14 protein-coding genes are annotated in these 16,236 nt (G+C 72.0%); 5 read left to right on the forward strand and 9 right to left on the reverse strand.

Translation table 11 applies throughout. The features are described 5' to 3' along the window. The 9 genes from POL72_RS09140 to POL72_RS09180 form a co-directional block, all read right to left on the reverse strand. On the reverse strand, nt 1–516 hold the full coding sequence (locus POL72_RS09140; protein WP_272094643.1) for a QcrA and Rieske domain-containing protein: 516 nt from the start codon (nt 514–516) through the stop codon (nt 1–3). Then, entirely contained in the window at nt 516–1,184 is a 669-nt protein-coding gene (locus POL72_RS09145; protein WP_272094645.1) for a 4Fe-4S dicluster domain-containing protein, read from the reverse strand. Before POL72_RS09145 ends, POL72_RS09140 begins: the two co-directional genes overlap by 1 nt. Further along, nucleotides 1,181–3,406: a molybdopterin oxidoreductase family protein gene (locus POL72_RS09150; protein ID WP_272094646.1), complete on the reverse strand. Its 2,226-nt coding sequence runs from the start codon at nt 3,404–3,406 to the stop codon at nt 1,181–1,183. Before POL72_RS09150 ends, POL72_RS09145 begins: the two co-directional genes overlap by 4 nt. 24 nt (nt 3,407–3,430) lie before the next feature. Continuing rightward, complete coding sequence (locus POL72_RS09155; RefSeq protein WP_272094647.1) at nt 3,431–4,516, reverse strand: hypothetical protein; 1,086 nt, start codon at nt 4,514–4,516, stop codon at nt 3,431–3,433. Beyond that, nucleotides 4,513–4,935, reverse strand: coding sequence for a Rieske (2Fe-2S) protein (locus POL72_RS09160; RefSeq protein ID WP_272094648.1), 423 nt, complete (start codon nt 4,933–4,935; stop codon nt 4,513–4,515). The genes POL72_RS09155 and POL72_RS09160 overlap by 4 nt, the downstream gene beginning before the upstream one ends. A 104-nt stretch (nt 4,936–5,039) precedes the next feature. Then, on the reverse strand, nt 5,040–7,577 hold the full coding sequence (nirB, locus tag POL72_RS09165) for a nitrite reductase large subunit NirB (RefSeq protein ID WP_272094649.1): 2,538 nt from the start codon (nt 7,575–7,577) through the stop codon (nt 5,040–5,042). A gap of 644 nt (nt 7,578–8,221) precedes the next feature. After that, nucleotides 8,222–8,620: a 6-pyruvoyl trahydropterin synthase family protein gene (locus tag POL72_RS09170; RefSeq protein ID WP_272094650.1), complete on the reverse strand. Its 399-nt coding sequence runs from the start codon at nt 8,618–8,620 to the stop codon at nt 8,222–8,224. A 23-nt stretch (nt 8,621–8,643) separates the two neighbouring features. After that, the gene (locus POL72_RS09175) at nt 8,644–9,567 is read right to left on the reverse strand and encodes a zinc-dependent alcohol dehydrogenase (protein WP_272094651.1); all 924 of its coding nucleotides are present in this window, start codon (nt 9,565–9,567) and stop codon (nt 8,644–8,646) included. A gap of 136 nt (nt 9,568–9,703) precedes the next feature. Then, nucleotides 9,704–10,393, reverse strand: coding sequence for a RibD family protein (locus POL72_RS09180; protein WP_272094652.1), 690 nt, complete (start codon nt 10,391–10,393; stop codon nt 9,704–9,706). 520 nt (nt 10,394–10,913) lie between these two features. Between POL72_RS09180 and POL72_RS09185 the strand changes: the two genes are divergently transcribed. The 5 genes from POL72_RS09185 to POL72_RS09205 all read left to right on the forward strand — a co-directional run bounded on the left by POL72_RS09185 (nt 10,914) and on the right by POL72_RS09205 (nt 16,224). Continuing rightward, on the forward strand, nt 10,914–11,993 hold the full coding sequence (locus POL72_RS09185; protein ID WP_272094654.1) for a GH12 family glycosyl hydrolase domain-containing protein: 1,080 nt from the start codon (nt 10,914–10,916) through the stop codon (nt 11,991–11,993). A 51-nt stretch (nt 11,994–12,044) separates the two neighbouring features. Next, entirely contained in the window at nt 12,045–12,734 is a 690-nt protein-coding gene (locus POL72_RS09190) for a hypothetical protein (RefSeq protein ID WP_272094655.1), read from the forward strand. A 111-nt stretch (nt 12,735–12,845) separates the two neighbouring features. Beyond that, nucleotides 12,846–14,492: a long-chain fatty acid--CoA ligase gene (locus POL72_RS09195; protein WP_272094656.1), complete on the forward strand. Its 1,647-nt coding sequence runs from the start codon at nt 12,846–12,848 to the stop codon at nt 14,490–14,492. Between the two features lie 47 nt (nt 14,493–14,539). After that, nucleotides 14,540–15,019 (forward strand): PaaI family thioesterase, encoded by a 480-nt coding sequence (locus POL72_RS09200; protein WP_272094657.1) that lies wholly within the window; start codon nt 14,540–14,542, stop codon nt 15,017–15,019. A 140-nt stretch (nt 15,020–15,159) separates the two neighbouring features. Continuing rightward, nucleotides 15,160–16,224, forward strand: coding sequence for a 1-aminocyclopropane-1-carboxylate deaminase/D-cysteine desulfhydrase (locus POL72_RS09205; RefSeq protein ID WP_272094658.1), 1,065 nt, complete (start codon nt 15,160–15,162; stop codon nt 16,222–16,224). Nucleotides 16,225–16,236: the final 12 nt, after the last annotated feature.

Consider the following 16,236-nt stretch of genomic DNA (forward strand, 5'->3'; position numbering starts at 1 on the left):
TCACGTCGCACGCCCCCGCGAGAGGCCTACCGCGAACACCTTGCCGCCCTCGACCTCCAGCGCGATGCGCCCGAGCGGCCGCAGGTCGCGCGGCGGACCGGACGTGCCCTCGCCCGAGGCCACGTCGAAGCGACCGTTGTGGCAGTAGCACCGGAGGCACTCTTCCCCGCCCTCCCGCGCATAGGAGACCGGACATCCGAGGTGGGAGCACTTCTGCTCGAACGCCAGGAGCTCGCCGCTCTCGCGGCGGATCAGCAGCGCCGGCGTCGTCTCGTCCGGGTAGCGAAAGACCACGGCGCTCCCGGGCGCGAGATCGCCGACCCGCGCGATCTCCATGCGGCCGGACGGCTCCGCGGGCGGGCGGCGCGAGCGGAGGTACACCACGGCGTTGCCGGTCGCGAGCCCGCCGCTCAGCAGCACGAGGAAGCGCGCGAAGTCGCGGCGGGTCACGTGGTCGTCGCCCTCGGACTCGTAGGGGAAGTCCTCTCGCCACTTGGGCAGATCCTCCGCGCCCATCACAGAAACTCCGCCTCCGGCCCCGCCTCCTCCGGCGCTCGCCCGTCGCGCGCGCCCGCCGCCAGCGCGGTCGCTAGCGCCGCTGGGCCGCCGCCCTCGTCGAAGGCGGGCAGCTCGACCGCCATCTCGTCCACGTCGTGCGGCACCATCACGTGCACGCGCGTCGCGATCCGCTGCTTGCCGAAGCGCCAGCGGTTGATCGGCTTGCTCGCCGGCCGCTGCTGCGCGATCTCCTCGCGCGTCCCGTAGAACAGCGCGCCCGTGGGGCAGACCGTCGCGCACATCGGCTTCTTCCCTGCGCTCGTCCGGTCGAAGCACATGTCGCACTTCTGCATTTGCTGGATCTCCATCTTGATGATCGGGACCCCGAACGGACACGCGAGCTCGCAGTTGCCGCACGAGATGCACCGGGGCTTGAGGCTCGAGTGCACGATCCCGTGCTCGTCGACCTTGATGGCGTCGGCGGGGCAGACCGACGCGCAGGTCGGATCGGCGCAATGCATGCAGACCATCGGCGCGGTCTGGAGCGACACGCCCGGCGCGACCAGGTCCACGTGCACCATCGGCAACCCGCGGTGCGTGTGGCACTCCGAGCACGCCGCGGCGCACGCCTGGCAGCCGATGCACCGCTGAAAATCGATGAAGAAATCACGCACCACAGCGCTCATGAGGCCTCCAGCTTGAGCTCGGCGAACAGCGATCGCGCCCGATCGGCTTCGCCGCGCGTGGCGGCGCGCACCCTGCACGCCGCGACCTTGAACTCCGGCATCTTGCTCACGGGATCCAGCGCGCGGACCGTGAGCTGGTTGGCGGCAAGCTCCTCGGGCCAGTGGTACGGGAGGAACACCGTATCCGGGCGGATCGTCTCGACGATCCGGAGCGGGACCGTTATCGCGCCGCGCCGGGTCTCGACCGTGACCAGCTGCCGATCGACGAGGCCGAGCCGCGTCGCGAGCGCGGGGTGCATCTCGCAGATCGGCCCGGGGCTCTTCTCGACAAGGAACTTGATCCGCCGCGTCTGCGTCCCGCTGAGGTAATGAAACACGCTCCGGCCCGAGGTCATGTACAGCGGAAACTCCGCGTCGGGCACCTCCGCGCTCGGGCGGTAAGGCGTGGGGAGCAGCTTGAACTTGCCGTCGGGGTGGTAGCTCCTCCCGTCCTCGAAGAGCCTCGGGGTGCCCGGGTGCCCTTCCGACGGGCAGGGCCAAAACACCCCCATCTCCCGCTCCACGCGCTCGTACGTGATGCCCGCGTAATCGGCGGTCCCTCCCGCGCTCGCGCGGCGCAGCTCGTTGAAGATGTCCTCGCTGCTCGAGAAGCGGAAGTGCTCCTCCTTCCCGAGCCGCCTCGCGAGCTCGAGGAGGATCCACGTGTCCCGCCGCGCGTTGCCGGGCGGCTCCACGGCGGCGCGGATGCGCACCACGCGGGCCTCCGCCGTCGTCGAGGTGCCCTCTTCCTCCTCGTGCAGCGAGCCCGGCAGCACGACATCGGCGTAGCGGGCCGTCTCGCTCATGAAGAAGTCGATGACGCAGAAGAACTCGAGCCTCTCGAGCGCCTCGCGGGTGAAGCCCGTGTCGGGGTGGCTGACCATCGGGTTGAAGCAGATGTTGAGGAGCCCGTGGATCCCGCCCGCGTGGATCGCCTCGACGATCTCCACGGTCGTCTTGCCCTTGCGCGGCAGCTCGGCGTCGGAGATCCGCCAGACATCGCAGATGTGCTTGCGGTGCTCCGGGTTCTCGATGTCGCGGTTGCCGGGGAGCTGATCGCACTTGTGCCCGTGCTCGCGCCCGCCCTGCCCGTTGCCCTGCCCCGTGATGGTCCCGTAGCCGCAGCCCCTGCGGCCGATCCTGCCGGTGGCGAGCACGAGGTTGATCAGGCCGAGGACGTTCTCGACACCCTTCGTGTGCTGCTCCACGCCGCGCGCGTGCAGGAGGAAGCTCGTCTTCGCCTGCCCCCACGCCGCGGCGACCTCGCGGATGAGCGCCGCCGGGACGCCGCAGATCTCGCCGGCCCACTCGGGCGTGCAGCGCTCCACCGAGGCGCGGAGCTCGGCCCAGCCCGTGCAGCGCTGCTCGACGAACTCCCGGTCGAACCAGCCGTTGGCGACGAGCTCATGGAGCAGCGCCTGGTTGAGCGCGCTGTCGGTCCCCGGGCGAAGCGCGACGTGGTGGTCGGCGGTGCGGGCGATGGGCGTCTCGCGCGGATCGACCACGATGAGCTTCGCTCCCCGGTCGCGCGCCTTCCAGATGTAGTGCGTCAGCGTCGGGAAGCACTCGCTCACGTTGGTGCCCGCGAGCAGCACGACGCCGGCCTCGGGGATGTCGTCCCACGGGTTCGCGACGCGGTCGATCCCGAACGCCTTCTTGTTGCCCGCGCCCGCGGAGACCATGCAGAACCGGCCGTTATAGTCCAGGTTGGCGGTGCCGAGCGCGAGGCGCGCGAACTTGCCCACGAGATAGCTCTTCTCGTTGCTCAGCGAGACCCCGCTCAGCATCGCGAACGCGTCCTTGCCCCGCTTCGCCTGGATCGCGCGCGCCTTCGACGCGACGAGATCGAGCGCCTCGTCCCAGCCCGCCTTCCTGAACCCGGCCCCCTCGCGGATCAGCGGGTCGGTCAGGCGGTCGGGGTGGTGCGTCTGCATGTACCGCTTGACCCCCTTCGGACAGAGCCGCCCCTCGTTGAACGGGAACTCCTCCCAAGGCTCGATGCCGATGACACGGCCGCTCTTGACCTGCAGCTTCACACCGCACTGCATCCCGCAGAAGCAGCAGTGCGTCTCGACCAGCCTGTCGGGCTCGGGCTTCGGCCCCCACCCGGTCACGGGCGAGTCCGAGACGTGCGGTCCGTACTCACGAATGTAGTCGGAAATAGGCAATCTCAGGTGAGCCATATGTCGTCTCCTCCGCTCCGTTACTCACGAGAAGCGGCCGCCGCGCGCGCGGTGGTGCGCGCGGCCGATGAGCATCCGCCGGCCCCGCGGGGAGATCTCGCTCCACGCAGGTCCGGTCCCCGTCCGCGCCGCGTAGTCGAACCCCACCTCCTCGAGCACCCCTTTGAGATCGTCGGTCTGGAGCTTCGCCGCGAACGCCTCGCGCGTGACCGGACAGACCGCCTTCTCGCCCCGGTCGCCCGCCTCCTTGTAGAACGTGACGCCCACCGACGCGGGGCGCTGGAACACGTGGAAGAGCTTGCCGAACGGCAGGTAAACGAGCGTCACGATCACGGTCAGCGCGTGGAGCTGGGCGAGCGCGCCGTAGAAATACCCGTGCAGCCACTCGTAGCTCACCCAGAGCAAGAGCCCGCTCGCGCTCACGGCGAAGAGCAGGAGGAGCGGCAGGAGGTCGCGCTCGAAGCGCTGCGCCGCCACCGCGCCGCCCTCCCGCATGCGGCGGAGCATGGCGAGCATCACCCCCGGCATGACCATGAGACCGCTGACGACGAGCGCGTGAAAGACCGCCCACCCCACGACGCCGTGGACCGGGATCTCCGAAACGGGGTATCCGAAGAGCACCACGCGATAGACCGCGCCCGCGCCGGACTCGAAGTGAAGCCAGCCGAACACGAGCGGGAACGTCACGGCCGCGGCGAGCGCGCAACCCCACGCGATGAGCATGTGCGCGATCCACCGGGTCAGGCCGCGGCGCAGGATGAAATCCTGCGCGATGATCTTCGACCACAGCGCCTTGACGATGAGCGTCGGGCGGCGGAGGCGCGGCCAGCGGCGCGGCGAGAAGAGCACCTCTACGCCGCGGACCCAGAACTTGCGGGTCGGCGGCTTGCTGAGCCAGACGGAGTACCGGTAAACGACCCCGAAGGTCATGAAGAGGCACGCGAAGGTGTAGCCCACGAGCGCGGAGTCGAAGTCCGCGAGATCGCGGCTGCCGAGGACGATGAGCGCCGCGAGCGCGGCGGCGGCGACGGTCCCGTTGCGGACCGCGCCCCAGTGCGCGAGCGGAGCGCGCTGCGGCGCGAGGATGGCTTGCACCGTGCCGTCCATCATGCGCCGCAAGCTCCGCGCTCGCTCCGCAGCGGCGTCAGCGCGGGTCGCTCCTCGCGCGGAAAGGGGGAGCTGCCCGCCTCGGGACGCGAGAGGCGGACGAGGATCTCCCCCGACGCGCTCAGCTCCACCTCGAAGCACGCGAGCGCGCTGCACTCGGCGCCGATCGGGTGACCGGTCGACAGGTCGAAGGCGAGCCCGTGAAGAGGGCACTGGACGACGTTGCCCCCGAGGAGCCCGTCCGCGAGCTGCCCTCCCCGGTGAGGGCAGCGCGCCTGCACGGCGAACAGCTCCCCTGCTCGCGTCCGGAACACGGCCACCTCGTAGCCGTCGACATGAAACGCCTTCCCTTCTCCTTCGGGTATCTGGCCCAGGGGGCCAAGGTTGAAGACAGCCATCTCCTTCAGCGCGACCTCGCTCATCACCCGAACTCCTCCCCGGCCGGCGCGTGTGCCGGCCGGATGACACCCCTCGCCTCCGCGGGCGCCGGGCGCTGGCCCGGCGCTCCTCTCCGCCGATCCACGGCCTACTCCGCCTGCGCGGGCGCGCCGCTCGGCGGCGGGAGCAGGGTCGTGAACTGGGACGGATGGATCGGGCTGTCGGCCTCGCTCCAGGGGTCCGCATAGGCGTCGACCGAAGCCTGGACCTCCGCGTCGAGGCGCGCCGCAACCCCTTCGGCGTCGTCCACGATCACCCGCCGCACTCTCTCGATCCCGACCCGCTCGACGAAATCGTACGAGCGCTCCATGTACCTGGCCTGCTCTCGGTAATACTGCATGAAGCGGCCCGCGTACCTGATGACCTCCTCCTGCGTGTCAACCACGCAAAGCAGATCTCCCTTCCTGACGCGCGAGCCGGCCCCGCCTCCCACGTAGATCTCCCACCGGCCTCCCTCGATGGCGACGGCGCCCACGTCCTTGGTCGTCGCCTCCGAGCAGTTGCGAGGGCAGCCGGCGATGGCGAGCTTCAACTTATGGGGCGCCTCGAACCCCTGGAATCGGCGCTCGATCGCGATGCCGAGCGCCGTGCTGTCTCCGACCCCGTAACGGCAGAACTCGCTGCCGACGCACGTCTTGCAGGTGCGGAATCCCTTGGTGTAAGCGTGACCGGACGGCATGCCCAGGTCGCGCCACACGTCCGGCAGCCGCTCCTTCTCGATGCCGAGGAGGTCGATCCGCTGGCCGCCCGTGATCTTCACCATCCTCGCCTCGTAGCGCTCAGCCACGTCGGCGATCTTCCGGAGCTGGGCGGGCGTCGTGACGCCTCCATAGATGCGCGGGATGACGCTGAACGTCCCGTCGCGCTGGATGTTCGCGTGCACCCGATCGTTGATGAAGCGCGCGTCGCGCTCGTCCTCGTACTCTCTCCCCCAGATGCTCTTGAGCAGCGAGGCGAGCCCCGGCTTGCTCGCCAGGTCCTCCTGCCCGCCCGCGAGCTCGCGGAACACGGACGAGACGCTGCGCAGCCCGCGCTCCTTGATGAGCCGGACGAGCTCCGGCTTCGCGTAGGGCACGCCGGGCACGTAGTAATGGGCCGAGGGGTCCTCCGCCGCGTCGCTCCCGAGGACCAGCTCGAGGACGGCCTGCACCTGCGGCTTGCACGCCCCGCAGCCCGACCCGGCGCGCGTCGCGGCGCACGCCTGCCGGAGGGTGCGGCACCCGCCCCGCGCCGCCGCGGCGATCTGGCCCTTCGAGACGCCGTTGCAGTTGCATACCTGCGCCTCGTCCGGCATGTCCCCCACGCTGGGCTCGCCCGCGCCGGCGTGGGCCCCTGCGGAGAGGAGAGCCGCGCGGTCCTCGGGGATCTTGAGGCCACGCTCGAACGCCTGGAGCAGCCTCCCGCCCGGCGCCCCGCCGCCGAGCAGGATGGCGCCCGCGAGGGTCCCGTCCCGGATCACGAGCTTCCGGTAAATCCCGCGCGACGGCTCGGCGTAGGCGACCTCTTCCTCCGCGTCGCTCGCGGCGCGCTGCTCCCCCATCACCAGGAGATCGACGCCCATCACCTTGAGCTTGGTGGAGATCTTCGAGCCCGCATACGCCGCGTCGGGCCGGCGCTCCGTGAGCCGATCGGCCAGGATCTGCGCCTGTTCCCACAGGGGAGCCACGAGCCCGTAGGTGCGCCCGCGGTGCTGGACGCACTCGCCGAGCGCATGGATGTCCGGATCGTCGGGCGAGCAGAGGTCGTCTCCCACGACGATCCCCCGCTCGACGGTGAGCCCCGCGTCGCGCGCGAGCTCTGCGTTCGGGCGGATGCCGGCGGAGATCACCACGAGATCGCACGCGAGCTCGCTCCCGTCCTCGAAGCGGAGCCCCTCGACCCGCTCGTCTCCGAGGATCTCCCGGGTGGATTTCTCGAGGTGGACGGCGAGCCCCATGTCCTCCAGCGCGCGCCGGAGCACGGCTCCGCCGGCCGCGTCGAGCTGGACCTCCATGAGGTGCTTCATCAGGTGCACCACGTGCACCTCCAGGCCGAGCCCGAGCAGGCCCCGCGCGGCCTCGAGGCCGAGGAGCCCGCCGCCGATCACGGCGGCCCGCCGCGACCGCTTCGCGTGCTCGAGGATGCCGCTGCAGTCATCGAGCGTCCTGAACACGAAGACCCCGCTCTTGTACCCTCCCCCCTCCCGCTCCAGCCCCTCGATCCTCGGCACGAAGGCGCGGCTCCCCGTGGCGATGACGAGCTTGTCGTAGGCCTCGGCGACGCCCGAGGCGCCGCGGACAATCTTGCTCCTGCGGTCGATCGAGGCGACCCGGACCCCGGCGTGGAGGCGGACGCCGTTGTCCTCGTACCAGGACAGAGGGTTGATGAAGATGTCCTTCGGGTCCTGGATTCCCGCGAGAACGTTCGACAGCAGGATACGGTTGTAATTGCCGTACGGCTCATCGCCGAACATCACGATTTCGAAGCGGTTTCTGCCCCCCCGCGCGACGAGCTCCTCCACGAACCGCGCGCCGGCCATCCCATTGCCGATCACCACGAGGCGCTCCCTCTCCCGTTTTGGGACCGCCTGCCCGCTCCTGCCGGTTGTGCCTCCCTCGACGACGGCAGATCCAGGTTCATCGCTCATGAGATCCAGTCCTCCTTGCCCAGGCAACCGTCCGACGCGCGCTGCGCGCGTCCCCGAGCGCTATCGCCCGCGGTCCTACGCGAGCGCTCGTCGGGTCATCCAGTACAGCGGCCCTCGACGTCACGAGGACGCGGCGGAGCAGGCTCGGTCGCGTTCTCGCATCGAGTTGCTGATGCAACAGGAATACAAAAATCGATCCAGCCCCGCGCGGGTCGCCTTGATGTGTTCCGCCTTTGTGGCCCAGAAGACGGAACGGGGGGGTACCGGGTTCCGGGCGTCGTGACGAATTATGAGGTTCCGATCGCATACAGCGAGACACCACGGGTCTCCTCCGGGCGCCCCCGGCCGGGCTACGTGGCGTCTCTGTGAAGATCGCTTCGTCAGAGGAATAAGGGTGTCTCCGCCTTGTTATGCGGCGGAGTCGACTGCCCTAGTCCCGCGCGAGCGCCGGAGCAGGCGCCGAGCAGCTGGCCGCTCGGCCTCGGACGGACAGGCGCGCGCCTCGCCGGGCTCAGGGGCGCTCGGCTCTGCCGGACGAGCGTCGCGAGCGGCCTGAGGCCGGGGAGAGCACGCGAGAAAGCCAGCAGGTCCTGGAGCGGGCTCGGCCGACCGTTCGGACGACGCAGCAGCTCGTCAGACGGAGCCTAGAGGTCGCGTTCGAAGCCCGCGTAGGCCGTGGGCGACTCGCGGACGAGCACCCGCAGCGTCGCGCCCGAGCAAGGCGCCTCGTCTGCGGGTAGCCTCGCGATCTCCTCGGCGAGGAGCCCGGCCACGTGCTCGGCCACGCGCTCGGTCGTGGAGGTGCGCCCGGGGAAGGCCGGGTGCTCGTCGAGGTTCGTGTAGTCGATCGTGTCGAGCACCCGGCGCAGCGACGCGTGCAGCGCGCCGATGTCCATGACGACGTGGTGCGGGCCGAGCGCCTTCGCGCGGATCTCGATCTCGACGGAGTACGTCGCGCCGTGCATCCGGGTCGCAGGGCCGAAGAACGGATCGGAGAAGCTGTGCGCGATCATCACGTGATCGCTGACGCCGAGGAGGAACATGGCGGTGGCTGGGCCTCTACCCTCTAGGTTGCCTCTCGCGTAGCCGATCGTGCGCCGTACCGGAAGACCGTCTGCAGCCGCGCCCCGGGCTCGGCCGCGAGCTCTGCGTACACCGACGGCGCCGCGTCGAGCGGGACGGGCGGGTCCAGCAGCGCGTCGAGCGCCGGGTCTTCGAGGACGGCGCGGACGAGCGCGAAGCGGCGCGCGTGGTCCCAGCGGGGCGCGCGCTCCGGCGGGAGGGTCGAGACCTGGCTCGCCCGCAGGCGCAGGCGCCGGCGGTGGAACTCCGCGCCGAGCGCGACCGGGCTCGTCCGCGCCCCGTAGAACGACGCGACCGTCACCGTCGCCTCGCGCGCCGCGTGCGCGATCGCGCGGTCGAGCTCCTCCGGATGGCCGGTCGCGGCGATGACGGCGTCCGCATCGCCGCATGGCCGGTCGTCCTCCGGCCGGAGCGCCACAGCGGCGCCGAGCGCGAGGCCGACCTGGCGCCGCCGCTCGCTCGGCTCGACGAGCCGGACCACGGCCCCGGCGCGCCGCGCGAGCGCCACGATGAGGAGCCCGACGATCCCGCCGCCGAGCACCACCACGGCGTCCCCGAGCCCCAGCCCCGCGTCCCACACGCACGTGATCGCCGTCTCGAGGTTCGCGGCCAGCACCGCGCGCTCGGCCGGGATCGAGCGTGGAAGGCCGCGCGCCGCGCCCGGCCCGAGCAGGTGGAGATCGCCGTGGGGCGCGAGCGCGAAGACGCGGTCGCCCGGCCCGAGCGCCGCGCCCTCGCCGCGGGCGACGACCTCGCCGACCCACGCGTAGCCGTAGCGGCGCGGGTACGTCGGCGCGCATTCAGCGTCGGGCGCGTCGAGCGACGGGTCGAACGGCGTCGGCCCCTCGCCGCGGAAGAGCAGCAGCTCCGTCCCCTGGCTCACGCCCGACGCGAGCGCGCGCGCCACGACCTCGCCAGGCCCGGGTGCGCGCGGCGGGGCCCCCGGACGCACCTCGACGAGCCCCGGCCGGACAAACCAGAGCTCGCGGGCGAGGGGCGGGGCGGCGTCGCTCGGCGCGACGGCCCCGGGCGGCGCGGGCGCGTCAGTCGGGATAACGCACCTCCCCTCGCAAGAGCACGTTGCCCCCGAGCAGCTCGACCGCCGGCTCGCGCAGGTCGATCGCCGACGCGAGCGGCGCCTCTCCCAGCGCGCCGACCGCGGGGATCGCCGTGTCGCCGAGGAAGCGCGGCGCGATCTCCACCTCCGCGCGGTCAGCGAGGCGCGCGCGCAGGAACGAGGTGAGCACGGCGCCGCCCCCCTCGACGAGCAGCCGCCGCACGCCGCGCGCGTGGAGCTCGGCCAGCGCGTGCGGAAGCGAGACGAGGCCCTGGTCGTCCGCGGGCACGACGACCACCTCTGCGCCGCGCTCCTCGAGCCGCGCCCGCGCCGCGTGCGGCGCGCGCCCCGCCGCGCCGAAGACGACAACGCGCCCGCCGGACGGCTGCCCGCTGCCGGACGGCTGCAGCAGGCGCGCCCCTTCCGGCACGCCGAGGGCGCTCGCCAGCACCACGCGCGTCGGCTGGCGCCCCTCGCACCCGCGCAGGGTCAGCAGCGGATCGTCGATCACGACGGTGCGGATCCCCACGAGCACCGCGTCGTGCTCCGCGCGCGCCCGGTGGGCGCACACCATCCCTGCGGGCGTGCTGAGCATGACGCGCTGGTCCTGGGCCGCGATGCGGCCGTCGAGCGTCTGGGCGAAGTGGAGCGTGACCCGCGGGCGCGGCAGGCTCATGGCGCGCTCGCTGGTGCGCGTCCGGCGCGAGCCAACGCGCGGGTGAGAGGGGACTTTGCCTCCGTCCCGAGCCGGCAGTGGAGCCTCGATGGCACGACGGCACTCTAGACCAGAACGTGGGAACCGGGGAGGAGCGCAAGCACCCGGTCCCCAGTTTCACGCTTTCTGGGAACGCGTTCATCTCCGCAACCAACGGCCTCATCCGTCATCGAGCGACTCGGAGCATCGATGAAGATCAGCGAGGCACGGTTCGAGCGTCCCTCTGGCGACTCCAACCCTCGATGGGGGCAAGAGCGATGTCGACCGGCGCTCCCACGCGAACACGCAAAGCGTCGAGGTCGCCGGAGCGACGACGTCAAGTCCGTGAAGCGCGTGACGCGGGGCACGCCGCATTTTTCGAGTCGAGCGGTGATGCCATCGCTGTTGCTACAATTGTTCAAGTCGCGGGTTGCTTTTTTGCGCACGGCCGTGCCGTGCGCCTGTGTGCAGGTGTATGTTGCGCGCCATGCACGCGCATTCCTTGGCCGAATCTCTTGCGCTTCTCACGCTGACGGCGACTCTCGCCGCCGGTTGCTCTGGATCTTCTGACGCTGACGACGGAGACACCGGCGCTGCGGCGAGCTCTGGCGGGCTACCGAGCGCGAGCGCCTCGACGGGCGACGCTGCGAGCGGCAGCGGCGGCTCGATCTCGAGCAGCAACGGCGTCACCAGCGGCGCCGGCGTCACCAGCGGCGCCGGCGTCACCAGCGGCGCCGGCGGCGCGGGCAGCACCGGCGGCAGCACCACGGCGGGAACGGGCGGCGCGGCGGCAGGTACCGGAGGCAGCGGCGACGCGAGCAGCACCACGGCAGGGACGGGCGGCGCCGCGAACCCGGGCTCCGAGCTCGGCAACGGCGCCATGGAGGGCTCCGGCAGATCGAGCGAGCGGTACGAAACGGGCCTCGTCTCGCGCGACGGCACGCCGTACGTGCTCATCACCAACGGCTGGGGCCCCGGCTTCGGCAACCACACCGTCTCGTGGGAAGGCACGTCGTTCACGGTGGAGAGCATGAGCGGCTCGGCCGGCTCGATGGGGCAACCCGCCTCGTATCCGACCGTCTTTTGCGGCCGATACTCGGTGAAGGAGGTGCCGGATTGCGGCTTGCCGGCGCCGAGCAGCTCCATCAAGAGCCTGCGCACGGGCTGGCGCTGGGCGAAAAATGGCAACGAGGGCCAGTACAACGCCGCGTACGACATCTGGATGGGCAACGGCACGCAGCTCCGCGGCTACCTCATGGTGTGGCTGCGCGATCCGACGCGCTATCAGCCCGCCGGGCAGCCGAACGCCGCGCACCAGGGCGTGACGGTCGCGAACGTCCCCGGCAAGTGGAACATCTGGAACGGCATGGTGAACGGCCTGCCGATCGTGAACTGGGTGCGCGCCGAGGGGCAAGACAGCTCGGAGATCGAGTTCGACGTGATGGACTTCGTGCGCGACGCGGAGACGCGCGGCCTCAGCGTCCCCGGCGACACGGTCAACGCGGTCGCCGTCGGGTTCGAGATCTGGGAAGGCCCGATCACGAACCTGAAGAGCCTCGACTTCTACGTCGACGTGAACTGAGCGCCGCCGCTCGCTTGCCGCGCAGGCCCAGGCGCCCTATCGCGGGGCGCGATGCCCATCAGCTGGCCGGATCTCTCCTCGCGTTGCGAGCGCGCTGGCCTCCCGCTCCGCGGCGGCTTCCACCCGCGCGAGGGCGACGGCGTGCCTGCGGCAGGCGACCTCCCCGCGGGGACGCTCGTCCTTCTCGGCAACGCCGGCCCGTCGATGTGGCGCGCGTTCTCGTGCGCCCGCAAGGACGCCCCCGATCTCGCGCTCGACGACTGGACCGTCGCGGTCGTCTCCCCGCTCGCGGCGGAGCTCGGCGCGACTGCCCTGTTTCCCTTCACCGGCCCTCCCTACTGGCCGTTCCAGCGCTGGGCGCAGCAGGCCGAGGCGCTGTCCCCGTCGCCCCTCGCCATCCTCATCCACCCGCGATTCGGCCTCTGGCACGGGTACCGCGCCGCCCTCGTCTTCGCGGAGCGGCTGTCGCTCCCGCCGCGCGAGGACCTGGCGAGCCCCTGCGCCTCGTGCGCCGGCCAGCCCTGTTTGAGCGCCTGCCCCGTTTCCGCGTTCTCCCCTGGCAGCTACGATGTCGCCGCGTGCGTCGGCCACCTCCACGCCGGGCCAGGCGCGACGTGCATGACGGGAGGGTGCCTGTCGCGCCGCGCCTGCCCGATCGGGCAGGAGCACATTTATCCCGACGAGCAGCGCGAGTTCCACATGCGCGCGTTCCGGCGCGCGATGTCGAGCACGGGCGGCTAGACAGAGGTAGTCTCGGTTTCGGGGGGCGGGGCCGCTGTCTCGCGGCGCCTCGAACAGCCCTCCTGACTCGACGGATCCCCGCGCCTCGCGCGGGACGAGGAGGCACCGCCCATGCTCGCCGGCCGCATGATGGATTACCCGCTCACGCTGACCCACTTCCTCGACCGGGCGCGGACGTACCACGCGCGCTGCGAGATCGTGACCCAGAACCCGGACAGGACGGTCTCCCGCTCCACGTACGCCGATCTCCACCGCCGCGCGTCGAAGCTCGCGCACGCGCTCACGCGGCTCGGCGTCCGCGCGGGCGACCGCGTCGCGACGCTCTGCTGGAACCACGCCCGGCACCTGGAGCTCTACCTCGGCGTCCCGGCCATGGGCGCGGTCCTCCACACCCTGAACCTGCGCCTCCACCCGAGCGAGCTCGGGTACATCGCCTCGCACGCCGAGGACAAGGTCGTCGTCGTCGACCGCTCGCTCCTCCCGCTCTTCCGCAAGTTCGCGCCGGAGGTCCGCAGCATCCAGCGCGTGCTGGTCCTCGACGACGACGGGCCCGTGGATCCGGCGGCGGGCGACGGGCTCGACTACGAGGCGCTGCTCGCGCCCGAGCCGGATCACTTCGACTTCCCGAGCCTGGATGAGCGCTCCGCCGCCATGCTCTGCTACACGTCGGGGACGACCGGCAACCCCAAGGGCGTGGCCTACAGCCACCGCTCGATCGTGCTCCACACGCTGGTCTCCTGCATGCACGACGCGCTCGGCTTCCGCGACCGCGACATCGTCCTTCCGGTGGTGCCCATGTTCCACGCGATGGCCTGGGGGCTGCCGTACGCGGCGATCGCGACCGGCGCGAGCCTCGTGCTCCCCGGCCCGCACCTCGACGCCTCGTCGCTGCTCGACCTCATGGCCAGGGAGCGCGTCACGTTCGCCGCGGGCGTCCCCACGATCTGGCTCGGCATCCTCGCGCTCCTCGACGAGCACCCGAAGCGCTGGGATCTCTCGTCGATGCGCGCCATGGTGATCGGCGGCTCGGCGGCGCCGCCCGCGCTCATCGACGGCTTCCGCGCGCGGCACGGGCTCGTGGTCCTCCACGCCTGGGGGATGACCGAGACCAACCCGCTCGGCACCGTCGCCCACGTCCGGAGCAGCCTTGGCCGCCTCCGCGAGGACCCGGCCGCGTCGCTGCAGACGCGCGCGTCGCAGGGCTACCCGGTCCCGTTCATCGATCAGCGCCACGTCGACGCGGGCGACCGGCCGCTGCCCTGGGACGGCAGGACGATGGGCGAGCTCGAGGTGCGGGGCCCCTGGGTCGCCTCATCGTACTTCGGCGGCGAGGGCGAGGACCGCTTCACGAAGGACGGCTGGTTCAAGACCGGCGACGTCGTGACGATCGACGGCGAGGGCTACATGCGCATCGCGGATCGCACGAAGGACGTGATCAAGTCGGGCGGCGAGTGGATCAGCTCGGTCGCGCTCGAGAACGCGCTCATGAGCCACCCGGCCGTCCTGGAGGCCGCGGTGTTCGCGGCGCGGCACCCCCTCTGGGGCGAGCGCCCGCTCGCCGCGATCGTCCTGCGGCAGGGCCAGAGCGCCTCGAAAGAGCAGCTCCACGCCCTCCTCGAGCCGCGCTTCGCGAAGTTCTGGCTCCCGGACGAGTACCTCTTCCTCGAGCGGATCCCGCGCACCTCGACCGGCAAGTTCCTCAAATCGAAGCTGCGCGAGGAGTTCGCCGATCTCCTGGAGAGGAAGGGTTCCGGATGACGCGCTGACGCGCCCGGGGAGAAATCGCCGGAAGCTCCCGGCAAGGCGTGTACTACGCTGCCGCCATAGCCGAAGGGGAACCCGAGGATTTCGCCGCCGCGCTGAACACCGCGGCCATCGACGGCTGGATCAGCGCCATGGGTCTCCGGCTGATCCGCGCCACGCGCGACGAGGTGGAGGCCGAGCTCGACATCGGGCCGCAGCACCGGCAGGCCTATGGCATCGTCCACGGCGGCGTCCACGCGGGCATCGTGGAGACGCTGGCGTCGATCGGGGCCGCGCTCCACGCCCTGCCGGACGGCCGCTCGGTCGTCGGGCTCGAGAACCACACGAGCTTCCTGCGCGCGGTCCGGTCGGGGCGGCTGCGCGCCACCGCGCGCCCGCTCGACCGCGGGCGGCGCACCCAGGTCTGGGAAGGCTCGGTCTACGACGAGGAGGGCCGGCTCTGCGCCTCGGGGCGCGTGCGCCTCCTCGTCCTGGAGCCGGACGCGACGCTCGCCGGGCAGCGCGCCGGCACGCCCGGGTGATCGCCGACCGCGCGTGCGCCTGACCGCCACCTCGCCCGACCCCTGATGGCCCGATCGCCGGCTCGCCTGACCTCCGGATTGCCCGCTCGCCCGATTGCCCGCTCGCCCGATCGCCTTACACCCTTCACGAGGCCCCCTCGTTGCGCGACGCAGCCGCCCTCCGGATGATCGACGACATTCCCCGGCTCGGCTGGGTCGGCGCGCCCTCGCCGGTCACGGCGCTGCCGCGGCTCGCCTCCGCGCTGGGCATCGAGTTCCTCGGCGTCAAGCGCGACGACCTCTGCGAGCCCCTCCACGGCGGGATGAAGATGCGGAAGCTCGACTACGTGCTCGCCGCGCCCCCCTTCTCGACCGCGACGGCGTGGTCCGCGGCCGGCGGCATCGGCTCGGGCAACGTGGCTGCGCTCGTCGCCGCGGCCCAGCGGCTCGGCCGGAGGGTGCACGCGCACCTCTTCTGGACCGACCTCTCCAGGGGCGTGCTCGACAACCTCGCGTTCACCGCCTCGGGCCCGGCCTCGATCCGCTTCTACCCGTCGCGCGCCGCGCTCGCGCTCGCGCGCCCTTCGCTCTTCCTGCCGCTCCGCGCGAGGGACGACGACGGCGCGGCGATCGTGCCGCTCGGCGCCACGTCGGCGCTCGGCATGGTGGGCGCCGCGCGCGCGGCGCTCGAGCTCGGCGCGCAGATCCGGGCCGGCGAGCTCCCCGAGCCCGCGCGCGTCTACGTGCCGCTCGGCTCCGGCGGCACCGCCGCCGGGCTCGCCGTCGGGCTCGCGCTCGGCGGCCTGCGGTCGCGGGTCGTCGCCGTCGCCGTGGTCGAGCGCCTCCTCGCCTCGCGCTTCCGCCTCCGCGCCCTCACCGCCGAGCTCCGCGCCGCGCTCGCGCAGCGGGGCGTCGCGCCCGTGCCCCCCGCGGCGCCGATCGACGTCGTGCACGGCTACCTGGGCCGCGGGTATGGCTCGCCCACGCCCGCGTCGCTCGCCGCCTGCGACGCCCTCGCCGCCGAGGGGATCTCGCTGGAGCCGGTCTACACCGGCAAGGCCATGGCCGCGCTCATGGCGCACGCGCGCGAGCGCCGGCTCGGCCCGGTGCTGTTCTGGCAAACCGCGCGGCGCGAGCCCCTGCCCCGGAGCGACGGTTTCTGCGAGCGGCTCCCGGCCGCGCTGTCGCGGCGCCTCGGCGCCCACTGCGGCGGCGGATCTCGATAAACGACCTACATC

The sequence above is a fragment of the Sorangium aterium genome, assembly GCF_028368935.1.
Classification (GTDB): domain Bacteria; phylum Myxococcota_A; class Polyangia; order Polyangiales; family Polyangiaceae; genus Sorangium; species Sorangium atrum.